Origin of the sequence: Pseudomonas sp. P97.38, assembly GCF_001269745.1 — a bacterium.
GTDB classification, from domain to species: Bacteria; Pseudomonadota; Gammaproteobacteria; order Pseudomonadales; family Pseudomonadaceae; genus Aquipseudomonas; species Aquipseudomonas chlororaphis_E.
This window is the reverse complement of record NZ_LHVJ01000028.1, coordinates 183247-199076: the sequence shown is the minus strand read 5'-3', so window position 1 is coordinate 199076 and position 15830 is coordinate 183247. Positions and strand designations below refer to the sequence as shown.

The window sequence follows — 15830 nt, the reverse complement described above, 5'->3', positions numbered from 1 at the left end:
TTGACGAATGAAGATCGGTGTAATCGGTGGCGGCCAGTTGGGTCGCATGTTGGCCCTGGCAGGTACGCCGCTGGGGATGAACTTCGCTTTCCTGGACCCAGCGCCGGACGCCTGTGCCGCGGCGCTGGGTGAACATCTGCGGGCCGATTACGGCGACCAGGATCACCTGCGCCAGTTGGCTGATGAAGTCGATCTGGTGACTTTCGAGTTCGAAAGCGTCCCGGCTGAAACGGTTGCCTTCCTGTCCCAGTTCGTCCCCGTCTACCCAAGTGCCGAAGCGCTGCGGATCGCTCGCGATCGCTGGTTCGAAAAGAACATGTTCAAGAACCTGGGCATTCCTACCCCGGCCTTTGCCGACATTCAATCCCAGGCCGATCTCGACGCGGCCGTCGCCGCCATCGGCTTGCCGGCTGTCCTCAAGACCCGCACCCTGGGGTATGACGGCAAGGGCCAGAAAGTTTTGCGCAGCCCTGAAGACGTGGCCGGCACCTTTGCCGAACTCGGCAGCGTGGCTTGCCTGCTGGAGGGCTTCGTGCCGTTCACCGGGGAAGTCTCGCTGATCGCCGTGCGCGCTCGCGACGGTGAAATCCGTTTCTACCCGCTGGTGCACAACACCCACAAGGACGGCATCCTCAAGCTGTCCGTCGCCAGCACCGAACACCCGCTGCAAGCCTTGGCCGAGGATTATTCCAGCCGGGTGCTCAAGCAGCTCGACTACGTCGGCGTCATGGCGTTCGAGTTCTTTGAAGTGGACGGTGGCCTCAAGGCCAACGAAATCGCCCCGCGTGTGCACAACTCCGGTCACTGGACCACCGAAGGCGCCGAGTGCAGCCAGTTCGAAAACCACCTGCGGGCGGTGGCTGGCCTGCCGCTGGGATCGACCGCCAAGGTCGGTGAAAGCGCGATGCTGAACTTCATTGGCAAGGTGCCGGACACCGAGAAAGTCCTGGCGATTGCCGACTGCCATCTGCATCACTATGGCAAGGCCTTCAAGGCCGGCCGCAAGGTGGGTCACGCCAACCTGCGTTGCGCTGACCGGGCGACCCTGGCCCAGCAGATCATCCAGGTCGAGGCGCTGATCGCCGAGCAATAATCTGAAACATTGTTGGAACCATTCGTCGGCCGAATTCTCTCATGGCAAGGTGCCAAAGTCTGACTAGGCTTTGGCATGACGCTCAATCAAAAGGGGAATTGCCATGGGAATCATCGGAACCATCTTTATTGGCTTGATCGTCGGCCTGCTGGCGCGCTTCCTGAAACCGGGCGATGACAGCATGGGCTGGATCATGACCATCCTGCTCGGTATCGGCGGTTCGTTGGCAGCCACCTACGGCGGCCAGGCCCTGGGCATTTACCATGCCGGCGAAGGCGCGGGCTTCATCGGTGCCCTGGTGGGCGCTATCGTGCTGCTGGTGATCTACGGCCTGATCAAAAGAAACTGATTCAAATGCGACAAAGCCCTCTGCTCGCGGCGCGCGCAGGGGGCTAGAATGCCCGGCGTTCCAACCTTCCCTCATTGCCGAGCCCGTTCATGCGCCGTCTAGTGTTGACCCTTCTTTTGCTGGGCAGTGGCCTGGCCCATGCTGCCCAATTGCCGGAAACCGATTGGCTCGAGCTGATGCCCAAGTCGGACCAGAAGGCCCTTGAGGCCATGCCTGAAATCGACCACAACTCCCCCGAAGCCGACGGCACGTTCACCAATAAAGGTGGCCTGAAGCAGAGCAAGGGGTTGCCGGCGGTGATGTATTCGACCAAGACCGTGGCGTCGATGAACGACAAGCACATCCGCATCGGCGGCTACCCGGTGCCGATGGAAACCGACGCCAAGGGCCGCAGCACGCTATTTTTCCTGGTGCCTTACCCGGGCGCCTGCATCCACGTCCCGCCACCACCGCCCAATCAACTGGTGCTGGTGCGCTACCCCAAGGGCTTGAAGCTGGACGATATCTACACACCGCTGTGGGTAATCGGGACGCTGAAGATCGAAAAGGTCGACAACGACCTGGCCAGCGCCGCCTATGCGCTGGACGCGGAAAAGGTGAGGGTGGTGAAGGAGGCTGATCTGTAACGCAGAAACGCTTTGTAAAAGTCCATGCTGGCCTTTCATCCAATTGTCATATTTCAGCCATAGAGTGTTCACACGGCTTACCGATACTTGGCCGACTTAACACACCCTATCTGCTAGGAGTAAGGCATGAAACTGAAGCGTTTGATGGCGGCAATGACCTTTGTCGCCGCTGGCGTTGCGACTGCCAACGCGGTTGCCGCTGTTGACCCTGCGATCCCGAGCTACACCAAGACCACAGGTGTGTCGGGCAACCTGTCCAGCGTCGGCTCCGATACCCTGGCCAACCTGATGACCTTGTGGGCCGAGAACTACAAGAAAGAATACCCGAACGTAAACATCCAGATTCAGGCCGCCGGTTCCTCCACCGCGCCGCCCGCACTCACCGAAGGCACCTCCAACCTGGGCCCGATGAGCCGCAAGATGAAGGACAACGAGCTGCAAGCCTTCGAGCAGAAGTACGGCTACAAGCCAACCGCTATTCCAGTGGCGGTCGATGCCTTGGCGGTATTCGTGCACAAGGACAACCCTATCCAGCACCTGACCATGGAACAGGTTGACGCGATCTTCTCGTCCACCCGTCTGTGCGGCGGCAAAGCCGACGTCAAGACCTGGGGCGACCTGGGCGTGACCGGTGACCTGGCCAACAAGCCGGTGCAACTGTTCGGCCGTAACTCGGTATCCGGCACCTATGGCTACTTCAAGGAAGAAGCCCTGTGCAAAGGCGACTACAAGGCTAACGTGAACGAGCAGCCTGGTTCGGCTTCGGTCGTGCAGTCCATCAGCTCTTCGCTCAACGGCGTGGGCTACTCGGGCATCGGCTACAAGACCGCCAGCGTGAAGACCGTGGCCCTGGCCAAGAAAGGCAGCACTGAGTACATCGAAGACACCGAAGAAAACGCCCTGAACGGCAAGTATCCGCTGTCGCGTTTCCTCTACGTGTACGTCAACAAGGCTCCGAACAAGCCTCTGGCCCCGCTGGAAGCCGAGTTCGTGAAGCTGGTCCTGTCCAAGCAAGGCCAGGAAGTCGTGGTCAAGGATGGCTACATCCCACTGCCAGCCAAGGTCGCCGCCAAGGCGCTGGCTGACCTGGGTCTGTCGGAAGGCGGCAACGTCGCCAAGAAGTAACGCCTGAGCCCGGGCCAATGCCCGGGCTTTCTGTGGGAGCGAGCTTGCTCGCGATAGCGGTGGGTCTGTCGACACTGATGTTGAATGTGACGCCCTCATCGCGAGCAAGCTCGCTCCCACACACTAATTTTCTCTCCGCTGCCGGTTCCCACGGGCGGCGGTTTTGTTGCGTCACTGCATTGTCATCTTTCTGTCATACAGGATCGCTAGGGTGTGCGCATGAATGATCTGGCCAATTCCACAATGACTACGACTTCCCCTCCCAAGCGCATTGACTTCAATACGCCTGAGCTGCAACGCAAGCGCCGTGTCCGTGCGCTCAAGGATCGCCTGACCCGCTGGTACGTCCTGGTGGGCGGCCTCGCGGTACTCGCCGCCATTACCTTGATCTTCTTCTTCCTGGCCTATGTGGTGCTGCCCCTGTTCCAGGGCGCGGACCTGACCGCCAAGGACCCGATCACCCCGGCCTGGATGCAAGACGCCGGCAAACCCCTGATGATTGCCATCGAAGAACAGAACCAGGTGGCGATGCGGGTTTCCGACAAGGGCCAGGCGCTGTTTTTCGACGTTCACAACGGTGCCGAGCTGCGCCGCGTCGACCTGCCGATCCCGGCCGGCGCCAGCGTGACGTCCATCGGTGAAGACCAGCCCGGCAGCCCGCTGGTGGTGATCGGTTTGTCCAACGGCCAGGCCCTGGTGTTCCGTCACACCTATAAGGTCAGCTACCCGGACGGCAAGAAAACCATCTCGCCCGATGTCGAGTACCCGTACGGCGAAACGCCTATCGCCTTGAACGAGCAGGGTGCCGCGCTGGAGCATGTGAGCCTCAACGCCACCGATTCGACCCTGCTGCTTGCCGGTTCCAGTGGCGCGCAACTGCAGGTGCTGTCGCTGACCAGCGAAGAAAACATGATGACCGGCGAAGTCACCAGCGAGCAGACGCGCATCGACTTGCCGCAGATGACCGAGCCGGTGAAGAACATCTTCGTCGACCCACGTCAGCAGTGGCTGTACGTGATCAACGGACGTGCCCAGGCTGACGTGTTCAGCCTGCGGGACAAGAGCCTCAACGGGCGCTACAAACTGCTGGAAAACGGCGAAGCCCAAGTCACCGCGGCGACCCAGCTGGTGGGCGGCATTTCGCTGATCGTCGGCGACTCCACGGGAGGCCTGAGCCAGTGGTTCATGGCGCGCGATCCTGACGGCGAGCAGCGCCTGAAGCAGATCCGCAGCTTCCAGATGGGCACCACGCCGATTGTCGAGATCACTGCCGAGGAGCGTCGCAAGGGCTTCGTTGCCCTCGATGCGTCCGGCAAGCTCGGAGTGTTCCACAGCACGGCCCATCGCACGTTGCTGGTGGACCAGGTGGTCGACGGCCAGGGCCTGTTCGGCATGTCGCCACGGGCCAACCGGTTGATCGTCGAGCAGGGCGGCAAGCTGCAACCGCTGACGCTGGATAACCCGCACCCGGAAGTCTCGTGGAGCGCGTTGTGGAGCAAGGTCTGGTACGAAAACTACGACGAACCCAAGTACGTCTGGCAATCGACCGCGGCCAACACCGACTTCGAACCCAAGCTGAGCCTCTCGCCACTGACCTTCGGTACCCTCAAGGCGGCGTTCTACGCGATGTTGCTGGCGGCACCGCTGGCGGTCGCGGCGGCGATCTATACCGCCTATTTCATGGCTCCGGGCATGCGCCGCAAGGTCAAGCCGGTGATCGAGCTGATGGAAGCGATGCCGACGGTGATCCTCGGTTTCTTCGCCGGCCTGTTCCTGGCGCCGTACGTCGAAGGCCACCTGCCGGGCATCTTCAGCCTGCTGATGTTGCTGCCGATCGGCATCCTGCTGGCCGGCTTCGTCTTCAGCCGCTTGCCCGAGTCCGTGCGCCTGAAGGTGCCGGATGGCTGGGAAAGCGCCTTGCTGATCCCGGTGATCCTGTTCGTGGGCTGGCTCTCGCTGTACATGAGTCCGTACATGGAAGCCTGGTTCTTCGGCGGTGACATGCGCATGTGGATCTCCCATGACCTGGGCATCACCTACGACCAGCGCAACGCCCTGGTGGTCGGCCTGGCGATGGGCTTCGCAGTGATCCCGAACATCTACTCCATCGCCGAAGACGCCGTGTTCAGCGTGCCACGCGGCCTGACCCTGGGCTCCCTGGCCCTGGGCGCCACGCCGTGGCAGACCATGACCCGCGTGGTGATCCTCACCGCCAGCCCGGGCATCTTCTCGGCCTTGATGATCGGCATGGGCCGGGCGGTGGGTGAAACCATGATCGTGCTGATGGCCACCGGTAACACCCCGGTCATGGAAATGAACCTGTTCGAAGGCCTGCGCACCCTGGCGGCCAACGTGGCGGTGGAAATGCCCGAGTCGGAAGTCGGCGGCAGCCATTACCGCGTGCTGTTCCTGTCGGCGCTGGTGCTGCTGTTGTTCACCTTCGTCATGAACACCCTCGCCGAGCTGATCCGTCAGCGTCTGCGCAAGAAATATTCGTCGCTTTAAGAAAGGTAGAAGTCTGTGAAACAGAACTCCCTGAAAGGATGGTTCAAGAGCGGCGCCCCCGGCGTCTGGATCAGCGGTGGCGCGGTGTCCATCGCGGTCATCATGACCATTGGCCTGCTGGCGGTGATTGCCGTGCGCGGCCTGGGCCACTTCTGGCCGGCGGACCTGATCCACGCCAACTACAACGTGCCGGGCATGCCTGCGCACCTGGTGGTGGGCGAGGTGGTGCAGAAAGAAGAAGTGCCTCGCGAGCGGCTCAAGAGCGCCGGCCTGCCGGTGCCCGACGAAGGCCCGGAATTCATGACCCGCGAACTGGTCAAGGTGGGCAACCGTGACCTGAACGGCACCGACTTCACCTGGATCGTCGGCGACTGGCTGACCAACCAGACCACGCCACCGGAACTGATGGCCATCGAGCGTCGTGAGTGGGGCAACTTCTACGGCTACCTGGTCAACGTCAAGGAAGACGGCAAGGTCATCGCCGAGGGCGAGGCTGCCTGGCCGCAGTTGCAGACCCGCATTGCGCGGGTCAACAAGCTCGCCGCCGAGCTCAAGACCCTGGAAAAATCCGACATCGGCGCGATCAACGCCGGCCTGGAACGTATCCGCCTGCACGGGCGCAAACTGGAGCTGGAGGGCAAGCTCGATGCCGCCGCCCAAGCCGACATGGCCAGTGAGCGGGCCGAGCTCGACGCCCGCTACAAGGACATCGAGGCGCGCCTGGCCGACCTGCACGCGCAGTTCAACCGCGACAGCCTGACCGCCCGCGACGCCAACGGCAAGGAAGTGGAGATCGGCATTGGCAAGGTGGTGCACGCCTATCAGCCGAACGCCATGGGCACCTTTACCAAGCTGGGCTTCTATTTCAGCAAGGTCTGGGAATTCCTCAGCGATGACCCGCGTGAAGCCAACACCGAAGGCGGTATCTTCCCGGCGATCTTCGGCACGGTGATGATGACCCTGATCATGGCGATGATCGTGACCCCGTTCGGCGTGCTGGCCGCGGTCTACCTGCGTGAGTACGCTCGCCAGGGGCCGATGACCCGCTTGATCCGCATCGCGGTGAACAACCTGGCGGGGGTTCCGGCGATCGTCTACGGCGTGTTCGGCCTGGGCTTCTTCGTCTATGTGCTGGGTGGCTCGGTGGACCGCCTGTTCTTCCCCGAAGCCCTGCCGGCGCCGACCTTCGGCACTCCCGGCCTGCTCTGGGCGTCGCTGACCCTGGCGCTGCTGGCGGTCCCGGTGGTGATCGTGGCGACGGAAGAAGGCCTGGCGCGGATCCCGCGTACCGTGCGCGAAGGCTCCCTGGCCCTCGGCGCGACCAAGGCCGAGACCTTGTGGAAAATCGTCCTGCCGATGGCGAGCCCGGCGATGATGACCGGCATGATCCTCGCCGTGGCCCGTGCCGCCGGTGAGGTGGCGCCGCTGATGCTGGTGGGCGTGGTGAAGCTGGCGCCGTCGCTGCCGCTGGACGGCAACTACCCGTACCTGCACCTGGACCAGAAGATCATGCACCTGGGCTTCCATATCTATGACGTGGGCTTCCAGAGCCCGAACGTCGAGGCCGCACGGCCGCTGGTATACGCCACGGCGCTGTTGCTGGTGCTGGTGATCGCCGTCTTGAACCTGTCGGCGGTATGGATCCGTAACCACCTGCGCGAAAAGTACAAAGCATTGGATAGCTGACAGCGCTTAGCCACGAGCGGCAAGCTAGAAGCCGCCTCTGCCCAAACTTGCAGCTTGCAGCTCGAAGCTTGCAGCTACGAACGGAGTGAGACCATGCAACACGAAGCACATTCACACGGCATCAACATGTCGGCCCTGGGCCGCGACAAGCAGAGCCTGGACCTGGCCCAGGAAACCGTCGCCATCGAAGTGCCCGGCCTGAGCCTGTTCTACGGCGAGAAACAAGCGCTGTATGACGTCAGCATGAACATCCCGAAGCAGCGCGTCACCGCGTTCATCGGCCCGTCGGGTTGCGGCAAGTCGACCTTGCTACGCACGTTCAACCGCATGAACGACCTGGTGGACGGTTGCCGCGTCGAAGGCGAGATCAACCTCTACGGCAACAACATCTACCGCAAGGGCGAGGACGTGGCCGAGCTGCGTCGTCGCGTGGGCATGGTGTTCCAGAAACCGAACCCGTTCCCGAAAACCATCTACGAGAACGTGGTCTACGGCCTGCGCATCCAGGGCATCAACAAGAAGCGTATTCTCGACGAAGCCGTGGAATGGGCGCTCAAGGGCGCGGCGCTGTGGGACGAGGTCAAGGACCGCCTGCATGACTCGGCCCTGGGCCTTTCCGGCGGCCAGCAGCAGCGCCTGGTGATTGCCCGCACCATCGCCGTGGAACCCGAAGTGCTGCTGCTCGATGAGCCATGCTCGGCCCTGGACCCGATCTCGACGCTGAAGGTCGAGGAGCTGATCTACGAGCTCAAGTCCAAGTTCACCATCGTCATCGTGACCCACAACATGCAACAGGCAGCGCGGGTGTCCGACTACACCGCGTTCATGTACATGGGCAAACTGGTGGAATTCGGCGACACCGACACCTTGTTCACCAACCCGGCCAAGAAACAGACCGAAGACTACATTACGGGCCGCTATGGCTAGCGGTAGCTGCGAGCCGCAAAGCTTCAAGCGGCAAGTAAAAGCAGTTTAGCGTAACGACACACATCAGCTTGCAGCTTGAAGCTTGCAGCTCACAGCTTTTGCGGAGCAAAACCATGATTTCGAAGGAAGGCCTTACTCATCACATTTCCGCACAGTTCAATGCCGAGCTCGAGGAAGTGCGCAGCCACCTGCTGGCCATGGGCGGCCTGGTGGAAAAGCAGGTGAACGACGCGGTGACCGCGCTGATCGAGGCCGACTCCGGCCTGGCCCAGCAGGTGCGCGAGATCGACGACCAGATCAACCAGATGGAACGCAACATCGACGAAGAGTGCCTGCGCATCCTGGCCCGTCGTCAGCCGGCGGCGTCCGACCTGCGCCTGATCATCAGCATCTCCAAGTCGGTGATCGACCTGGAGCGGATCGGCGACGAAGCCACCAAGATCGCCCGTCGTGCCATCCAGTTGTGCGAAGAAGGCGAAGCGCCCCGTGGTTACGTCGAGGTGCGCCACATTGGTGACCAGGTGCGCAACATGGTTCGCGACGCGCTGGATGCGTTCGCCCGCTTCGACGCCGACCTGGCGTTGTCGGTGGCCCAGTACGACAAGATCATCGACCGCGAGTACAAGACCGCCCTGCGTGAGCTGGCGACCTACATGATGGAAGACCCGCGCTCCATCTCCCGGGTGCTGAGCATCATCTGGGTCCTGCGTTCCCTGGAGCGTATCGGCGATCATGCGCGCAACATCTCCGAACTTGTGATCTACCTGGTGCGTGGTACCGATGTACGGCACATGGGGCTCAAGCGCATGAAGGAAGAAGTTGAAGGCACCCCGTCCGAAACCGCTAATGTTCCAGGCGAGACGGACGATAAGTAAGATTGCCAAGAAAAGCGCCCGGCCTTCTGGTCGGGCTTTTTTTTGGGTTTTTTTTAATCGAAAGCAGCACCCCGTGAACGAAAAGTCCCGGCGTGACTGACGGTTTTTGGCAATGTGCCATCAGTAAAAGCGGTATGCTTGCCGGGATTTTTTAGAGGTGTATCTGGATGAGTAAGGTCAGTGTGTTGGTCGTGGATGATGCGTCGTTCATTCGCGACCTGGTGAAGAAGTGCCTGCGCAATTACTTTCCGGGCGTGCGCATCGAAGACGCGGTAAACGGCAAGAAAGCTCAGGCCCTGCTGGCCCGCGAGGCGTTCGACCTGGTGCTGTGCGATTGGGAAATGCCCGAAATGTCCGGCCTGGAGCTACTGACCTGGTGCCGTCAACAGGACAATCTCAAGGGCATGCCGTTCGTCATGGTGACCAGCCGTGGCGACAAGGAAAACGTCGTCCAGGCGATCCAGGCCGGCGTGTCCGGCTACGTCAGCAAGCCGTTTACCAACGAACAGTTGCTGACCAAGGTCAAACAGGCCCTGCACAAGGTCGGCAAGCTCGACACCCTGATGAACAGCGCCCCGACCAAGATGAACTCGGCGTTCGGCAATGACTCCCTGAGCGCCCTCACCGGGGGCAAGGCCGCTCCGGTTGCCGCTGCTGCACCTGCGGTGAATCCCGTCGCCAGGCCCGCTGCCGTGGCCGCCGCCGCGCCAGCGGGAGGTTTGCTCAACAGCCCGCCCGTCAAGGCCCCGGCTGCCGCGCCGGCGGGCAATCGTGGCCAGGGCCAGTTGCGCCTGTCCAGCGGGACCCAGGCCTGCGTGATCAAGGCCCTGAGCCTCAAGGAAGCGCTGTTGGTGGTCAAGCGCAGCGACAACCTGCCCCAAGTGCTGGAAAGCGCGGTGCTGGACATGGAGCAGGGCGACAACGCCGAGACCGCTCGCCTGAACGGCTACCTGCACGCCATCGTCGCTCACGAGCAAACGCCTGACAGCGAATGGCTGCAACTGACGTTCCGCTTCGTCGACAAAGACCCGCAGAAACTCGACTACATCTCCCGCCTGATCGCCCGCGGCACCGCCCAGAAGCACTTCGTACCCGGCGCCTGATCCAGCGGTGCCCTTCAGGCAGCCTTCGCGAGCAAGCCCGCTCCCACACGGAATCTTCAGTATTCACTGGATCGAGTGTGGGAGCGAGCTTGCTCGCGATGGGGCCATTAGATCCAACACCGATCGCTGATCCAATTTTGAAACATCCGTCGACTACGCTGGTCCATCCCAGCTGCTAGGCTGCTGTGCAGGCCTTCATCTTTCGACAGAACCTTTGCCCATGCTCGCGCCCCCTTTGTTCGCCTGCGGTCTGGTCCTGGCCTCCACCTCGGCCATGGCCATGACCATCTACAAATCCACGGATGCCAATGGTGTGGTGTCCTACAGTGATCGTCCGAGCAAGGGCGCCCAGGTGTTCGTGTTTCGCGACCGCATGGTCGAACACCTGGAGCGACAGGTGTTTCTCGATATCAAGAAGCAGAAGGGGACGGATGCGGTGTTCGTGCGCAATGACCTGTACGCCCCGGTGGAGATCGAGTTGAGTTTTGCCGGGCTGAGCAATGTGAGCGGGGCGCCGAGCCGGCCGATCCGCAGGGTGCTGCCGGCGCGCAGCAACCTGCGCCTGGCGCTGCTCACGGCCACCCAACCCGGCCGACCGCTGGTGTATACCCCAAGGTTCGAATACTCCCTGGGCGACCCGGCAGGCGCGGCACAGGCCTATCGCTACCCGTTGCCGTGGCGGGGTGGGCCGTTTCGGCTGAGCCAGGGCGCCAACGGCCAGTACAGCCACTACGGGCCGAAGAACCGCTACGCCATGGACATCGCCATGCCCGAAGGCACGCCGATCATCGCGGCGCGGGGCGGGGTGGTGATCAAGACCGAGAATGAGCAGACAGGCCGTGGCGACGATCCCTCGGGCAACTTCGTGCGGGTACTGCACGACGATGGGACCATGGGGGTTTACCTGCACCTTCAGAAAGGCTCGGTGAGCGTGCGCGAAGGGCAGCGGGTGGCGGTGGGCTCGCCTTTGGCGTTGTCCGGCAATACCGGCAACAGCTCCGGCCCGCACCTGCATTTCGTGGTGCAGCGCAATACCGGGCTGGGGCTGGTGTCGATTCCGTACCAGTTCAATCAGCCGGTGGGAGAGCTGCCCAACTTTGCGTTGGGCAAGCAATAGCCCCTGCACTCGCGAAGGAGCTTTTGTGGCGAGGGAGCTTGCTCCCGCTCGGTCGGTCCGACGCCTCGGGCGAAGCAGTCGTCGCTTTAGGGCCGCTTCGCGACCCAGCGGGAGCAAGCTCCCTCGCCACAGGTGATCATCACAACGGTCTAGACATGGAGGAGGTTGACACTCAATCGAGCATCAACACCTTCGCCAGGATGATCTTCGGCCCTTTCATCTTCTTGATGATGATCCGCAGGCCTTCGACTTCCAGCACTTCTTCCTCTTCCGGCACGCGCTTTAAGGTTTCATAGACCAGCCCGGCGAGGGTTTCGGCCTCGATGTGGTCCAGGTCGATCCCCAGCAGGCGCTCGACCTTGAACAACGGCGTGTCGCCGCGCACCAGCAGCTTGCCTGGCTGATACGCCAGGATGCCGCGCTCGGCCTTGCGGTGTTCGTCCTGGATATCGCCGACCAGCACTTCCAGCACGTCTTCCATGGTCAGGTAGCCGATGATGTTGCCGTCGGCTTCCTCCACCACGGCGAAGTGCGAGCCGCCCTTGCGGAACTGCTCCAGCAATTGCGACAGCGGCATGTGCCGCGATACGCGCTCCAGGGGCCGGGTCAGCTCGGCCAGGTTGAACGACTCGGGAATGTGATCCAGGGCCGCCAGCTCCAGCAGCAGGTCCTTGATGTGCAGCAGGCCGACGAACTCCTGGCGCTCGCTGTCGTACACCGGGTAACGGCTGAACTTGTGGCGACGGAACATCGCCAGGATTTCCTTGAGCGGCGCGTTGAACTCCAGCGTGACCAGGTCTTCCCGGGAGTTGGCCCAGTCCACCACTTCCAGCTCGCCCATTTCCACGGCCGACGCCAGGACGCGCATGCCCTGGTCGCTGGGGTCCTGGCCGCGGCTGGAGTGCAGGATCAGCTTCAGTTCTTCACGGCTGTAGTGATGCTCGTGATGGGGCCCGGGCTCGCCCTGGCCAGCGATGCGCAGGATGGCGTTGGCGCTGGCGTTGAGCAGGTAGATCGCCGGGTACATGGCCCAGTAGAACAGGTACAGCGGCACGGCGGTCCACAGCGACAGCAGCTCGGGCTTGCGGATCGCCCAGGACTTGGGCGCCAGCTCACCGACCACGATGTGCAGGTAGGAAATGATGAAGAAGGCAGTGAAGAACGACACGGCCTTGATCACTTCCGGTGACTGCACGCCCACCGCGCCCAGCAGCGGTTCGAGGATGTGGGCGAACGCCGGCTCACCGACCCAGCCCAGGCCCAGCGAGGCGAGGGTGATGCCCAGTTGGCAGGCCGACAGGTAGGCGTCGAGCTGGCTGTGGACGGTCCGCAGGATATGCCCGCGCCAGCCGTTCTGCTCGGCGATTGCCTCGACCCGGGTCGAGCGTAGCTTGACCATGGCGAATTCGGCTGCAACGAAAAAGCCGTTGAGCAAAACCAGGATCAGAGCGAAAAGAATCATGCCGAATTCGGCGAAGAGTGTAACGAGGGACAAGCCAGGGGAAGGGTCCATGATGGAGTTTTGCAGGTTCCGTATTAGCCGTAAAAGTAGGAAATCAGTGCCTGAAAAGGCAGGCACAAGTCAGCCAATGTAGCGGCTGACTCGGCTGTTGCCTAGGGGGCAATGCCGGCCGGTATCAATCGGCCGGGCTGGCGAGGCGTGCGCGAACCACTTGTGCCGGGGGGAAATGGCAGGTGAACGTGCTGCCATGGCCGGGCACGCTGCTGATTTCCATGCGCCCGCGATGACGCAGCAGCACGTGCTTGACGATCGCCAGGCCCAGGCCGGTGCCCCCGGTGTTGGAGTTGCGGCTGGAGTCGACGCGGTAGAAGCGTTCGGTCAGGCGCGGCAGGTGCTTGCTGTCGATGCCGATCCCCGAGTCCCGCACGCTCAGGTGCGCGCCTTGCTCGTCGCCCCACCAGCGCACGTGGATCCGGCCTTGCTCGGGCGTGTACTTGACCGCGTTGAACACCAGATTGGAAAACGCGCTGCGCAGTTCCGCCTCGCTGCCCTTGAGCTGCACGCCCGGGTCGGCTTCCAGGGTGATGGTCTGTTGCTTGGGGCCGGACAGTTCCTGTGCGTCCTCGGCAATGGTCTGCAGCAGGTCGTCGATGGGCACCGGCTGGTTGTCCGACGGATAGTCGGTGGCCTCCAGCTTCGCCAGCAACAGCAAGTCGTTGAGCAGGGTCTGCATGCGCCCGCTTTGCTGGTGCATCTGCTGCAAGGCTCGGGTCCAGCGCGGGTTCACCTCCTCGACGTTGTCGAGCAGGGTTTCCAGGTAGCCGCAGATCACCGTCAACGGCGTGCGCAGTTCGTGGGACACGTTGGCGATGAAGTCTTTGCGCATCTGTTCCAACTGGTGGATGCGGGTCACGTCCCGCACCAGCATCAGGTGCTCGTTGTTGCCGTAGCGCGTGATGTACAGCTGGATCCGCAGCCGGTCGTTGGTGGGCGAGGGGATTTCCAGCGGTTCGGCGTAGTTGTCCTGCTCGAAGTATTCCTTGAAGCGCGGATGGCGCACCAGGTTGGTCACCGGCTGGCCGCTGTCCTGGGGCGTCTTGAGGCCCAGCAGGGTCTCGGCGGCGCGGTTCCACCATTCCAGGTTGCCTTCGCTGTCGAGCATGATCACGGCGTCCTTGAGGGCCGCGGTGGACTCCTGGACCCGGTCGATCACCGCTTGCAGGCGCCCGCGCACGCGCTGGTCGCGCCGTTGCAGGTGGTAGATGCTGTCGAACACTTCGCCCCACAGGCCATAGCCGTCGGGCGGGGCTTCGTCGGGTTGGTGCAGGCGCAGCCATTCGTGCAGGCGCAGCAGTTGCTTGAGGGTCCAGGCCAGGTACAGCCCCAGGCCCGCAGCCAGGCTCCAGCCGTAGTAGCCGGTGATCAGGCCGACGACCAGGCTGCCGGTCACCAGCAACAACATGTGGCGAATCAGGGTGCCATGCCAGTTTTGATTCACGGGGCTTCCTTTCGAAGCAGCTGAAAGCTGCAAGCTTCAAGCTGCAAGTTTGAAGCGGGTCGATAATGGCTTTTACTTGCAGCTTGTAGCTCAAAGCTCGCAGCTGCTTTTCTCATGCCTTTGTCGAAAAACGATAACCGGTGCCTCGCACGGTTTGTACCAGATTTTCATAGGCATCGCCGAGGGCCTTGCGCAGGCGTCGGATGTGCACATCCACGGTGCGTTCCTCGACGTAGACATTGCCGCCCCAGACCTGGTCCAGCAGTTGCCCACGGGTGTAGGCGCGTTCCTGGTGGGTCATGAAGAATTGCAGCAGGCGGTATTCGGTCGGGCCCATCTCGGCGGGTTTACCGTCGATGGTCACGCGGTGGCTGATCGGGTCCAGCAGCAGGCCGCCGACTTCGATCGGCGCCTCGCCATCGGTCGGCCCGGCACGGCGCAGCACGGCCTTGAGGCGCGCCACCAGCTCGCGCGGGGAAAACGGCTTGGTGATGTAGTCGTCGGCACCGACTTCCAGGCCCTGGATCTTGTTGTCCTCTTCGCCCTTGGCGGTGAGCATGATGATAGGGATATCCCCGGTCAGCTCGTCGCGCTTGAGCCGGCGTGCCAGTTCGATGCCGGACGTGCCGGGCAGCATCCAGTCCAGCAGGATCAGGTCGGGCTTGCGGTCGACGATGATGGCGTGGGCCTGTTGAGAGTTCTCTGCTTCCATGCAGTCATAGCCGGCCATCTCCAACGCAACGGCAATCATCTCGCGGATGGGCGCCTCGTCGTCGACGATCAGAATGCTCCTGCCAACCATGGGGTAATCCTCTTGTCATTTAACTGTCTTGCGCCGCATTAGATAACGGAATTATTGCAGTCGTGTGACAACAATTTCATTGACCGGCAGCGCGGGGGATCCTGGACTAAGCTTTTCAGTCCGAATCCTGACAACCACAAAAGAAGGTTTCCATGACTCCGATGACTGTTTCTTTCAAAGCCCTGCTGCTGGCTGCCGCCGCGGCCCTGCCTGGATTGGCCATGGCTGCCGATCCCGCCATGGAGAAGGACGGCATGTTTACCGACCATAAGGGCATGACTCTCTACACCTACGACAAGGACGCAGACGGCAAGTCCAACTGCAACGGTCAATGTGCGGAAAACTGGCCACCGCTGATGGCTGGGAGCGATGCGAAGACGATGGGCAAGTGGACCGTAGTGAAACGTGATGATGGTTCGATGCAATGGGCATACGACGACGATCCGTTGTACACCTACAAAGGCGACGAGAAGGCCGGTGACAAGGCCGGTGAGGGGAAAGGCGGCGTCTGGCACATAGCCAAGCCTGACTGACTCGGGTCTGCCAAGAGACGATGTGGCGAGGGGATTTATCCCCGTTGGGCTGCGAAAGCAGCCCTAAGGCCGCGATCCCAGTCTGCCTGACACTATGAGATGTCAGGTTTCAGGGCTGCTTCGCAACCC

General features: G+C 62.1%; 14 protein-coding genes. 11 read left to right on the top strand and 3 right to left on the bottom strand.

Going from position 1 to position 15830, the window contains the following annotated elements:
• The first annotated feature begins 7 nt into the window (after positions 1 to 7).
• From AD664_RS23825 to AD664_RS23780, 10 genes are all read left to right on the top strand, one after another.
• On the top strand, positions 8 to 1093 hold the full coding sequence (locus AD664_RS23825) for a 5-(carboxyamino)imidazole ribonucleotide synthase (RefSeq protein ID WP_053150390.1): 1086 nt from the start codon (positions 8 to 10) through the stop codon (positions 1091 to 1093).
• Positions 1094 to 1196: 103 nt separating this feature from the next.
• On the top strand, positions 1197 to 1442 hold the full coding sequence (locus AD664_RS23820; RefSeq protein ID WP_053150387.1) for a GlsB/YeaQ/YmgE family stress response membrane protein: 246 nt from the start codon (positions 1197 to 1199) through the stop codon (positions 1440 to 1442).
• A gap of 89 nt (positions 1443 to 1531) precedes the next feature.
• Entirely contained in the window at positions 1532 to 2068 is a 537-nt protein-coding gene (locus AD664_RS23815; protein WP_053150385.1) for a DUF3299 domain-containing protein, read from the top strand.
• Positions 2069 to 2194: 126 nt separating this feature from the next.
• Positions 2195 to 3193: a phosphate ABC transporter substrate-binding protein PstS gene (locus AD664_RS23810; protein ID WP_047735733.1), complete on the top strand. Its 999-nt coding sequence runs from the start codon at positions 2195 to 2197 to the stop codon at positions 3191 to 3193.
• Positions 3194 to 3664: 471 nt separating this feature from the next.
• Entirely contained in the window at positions 3665 to 5698 is a 2034-nt protein-coding gene (locus AD664_RS23805; protein ID WP_172679765.1) for an ABC transporter permease subunit, read from the top strand.
• A 15-nt stretch (positions 5699 to 5713) separates the two neighbouring features.
• Positions 5714 to 7384 (top strand): phosphate ABC transporter permease PstA, encoded by a 1671-nt coding sequence (gene pstA, locus AD664_RS23800; protein ID WP_053150379.1) that lies wholly within the window; start codon positions 5714 to 5716, stop codon positions 7382 to 7384.
• 93 nt (positions 7385 to 7477) lie between these two features.
• A complete protein-coding gene (pstB, locus tag AD664_RS23795) occupies positions 7478 to 8311 on the top strand; it encodes a phosphate ABC transporter ATP-binding protein PstB (protein WP_053150376.1) in 834 nt (277 codons plus the stop codon).
• A gap of 113 nt (positions 8312 to 8424) precedes the next feature.
• A complete protein-coding gene (gene phoU, locus AD664_RS23790) occupies positions 8425 to 9186 on the top strand; it encodes a phosphate signaling complex protein PhoU (protein WP_030139132.1) in 762 nt (253 codons plus the stop codon).
• Positions 9187 to 9353: 167 nt separating this feature from the next.
• Entirely contained in the window at positions 9354 to 10289 is a 936-nt protein-coding gene (locus AD664_RS23785) for a response regulator (protein ID WP_053150374.1), read from the top strand.
• A gap of 220 nt (positions 10290 to 10509) precedes the next feature.
• A complete protein-coding gene (locus tag AD664_RS23780) occupies positions 10510 to 11406 on the top strand; it encodes a M23 family metallopeptidase (protein WP_053150371.1) in 897 nt (298 codons plus the stop codon).
• Positions 11407 to 11578: 172 nt separating this feature from the next.
• On the opposite strand, the gene AD664_RS23775 is transcribed toward AD664_RS23780, so the two are convergent.
• From AD664_RS23775 to phoB, 3 genes are all read right to left on the bottom strand, one after another.
• Positions 11579 to 12919 (bottom strand): hemolysin family protein, encoded by a 1341-nt coding sequence (locus tag AD664_RS23775; RefSeq protein WP_042731548.1) that lies wholly within the window; start codon positions 12917 to 12919, stop codon positions 11579 to 11581.
• Positions 12920 to 13043: 124 nt separating this feature from the next.
• Complete coding sequence (gene phoR / locus AD664_RS23770; RefSeq protein ID WP_256207148.1) at positions 13044 to 14330, bottom strand: phosphate regulon sensor histidine kinase PhoR; 1287 nt, start codon at positions 14328 to 14330, stop codon at positions 13044 to 13046.
• 148 nt (positions 14331 to 14478) lie between these two features.
• Positions 14479 to 15168, bottom strand: coding sequence for a phosphate regulon transcriptional regulator PhoB (gene phoB, locus AD664_RS23765; protein ID WP_003177195.1), 690 nt, complete (start codon positions 15166 to 15168; stop codon positions 14479 to 14481).
• A gap of 152 nt (positions 15169 to 15320) precedes the next feature.
• Here phoB and AD664_RS23760 point away from each other — a divergent pair, with 152 nt between their 5' ends.
• The gene (locus AD664_RS23760) at positions 15321 to 15701 is read left to right on the top strand and encodes a hypothetical protein (RefSeq protein WP_053150364.1); all 381 of its coding nucleotides are present in this window, start codon (positions 15321 to 15323) and stop codon (positions 15699 to 15701) included.
• Positions 15702 to 15830: the final 129 nt, after the last annotated feature.

What these genes read in the sequence shown, in the direction of transcription:
- AD664_RS23820 (WP_053150387.1), top strand. Translation starts at nt 1,197, where the DNA reads ATGGGAATCATCGGAACCATCTTTATTGGCTTGATCGTCGGCCTGCTG.
- phoB (WP_003177195.1), bottom strand. Translation starts at nt 15,168, where the DNA reads ATGGTTGGCAGGAGCATTCTGATCGTCGACGACGAGGCGCCCATCCGC.
- AD664_RS23810 (WP_047735733.1), top strand. Translation starts at nt 2,195, where the DNA reads ATGAAACTGAAGCGTTTGATGGCGGCAATGACCTTTGTCGCCGCTGGC.
- phoU (WP_030139132.1), top strand. Translation starts at nt 8,425, where the DNA reads ATGATTTCGAAGGAAGGCCTTACTCATCACATTTCCGCACAGTTCAAT.
- AD664_RS23825 (WP_053150390.1), top strand. Translation starts at nt 8, where the DNA reads ATGAAGATCGGTGTAATCGGTGGCGGCCAGTTGGGTCGCATGTTGGCC.
- AD664_RS23805 (WP_172679765.1), top strand. Translation starts at nt 3,665, where the DNA reads ATGCAAGACGCCGGCAAACCCCTGATGATTGCCATCGAAGAACAGAAC.
- AD664_RS23785 (WP_053150374.1), top strand. Translation starts at nt 9,354, where the DNA reads ATGAGTAAGGTCAGTGTGTTGGTCGTGGATGATGCGTCGTTCATTCGC.
- AD664_RS23775 (WP_042731548.1), bottom strand. Translation starts at nt 12,919, where the DNA reads ATGGACCCTTCCCCTGGCTTGTCCCTCGTTACACTCTTCGCCGAATTC.
- AD664_RS23760 (WP_053150364.1), top strand. Translation starts at nt 15,321, where the DNA reads ATGACTCCGATGACTGTTTCTTTCAAAGCCCTGCTGCTGGCTGCCGCC.
- AD664_RS23815 (WP_053150385.1), top strand. Translation starts at nt 1,532, where the DNA reads ATGCGCCGTCTAGTGTTGACCCTTCTTTTGCTGGGCAGTGGCCTGGCC.
- AD664_RS23780 (WP_053150371.1), top strand. Translation starts at nt 10,510, where the DNA reads ATGCTCGCGCCCCCTTTGTTCGCCTGCGGTCTGGTCCTGGCCTCCACC.
- phoR (WP_256207148.1), bottom strand. Translation starts at nt 14,330, where the DNA reads ATGTTGTTGCTGGTGACCGGCAGCCTGGTCGTCGGCCTGATCACCGGC.
- pstB (WP_053150376.1), top strand. Translation starts at nt 7,478, where the DNA reads ATGCAACACGAAGCACATTCACACGGCATCAACATGTCGGCCCTGGGC.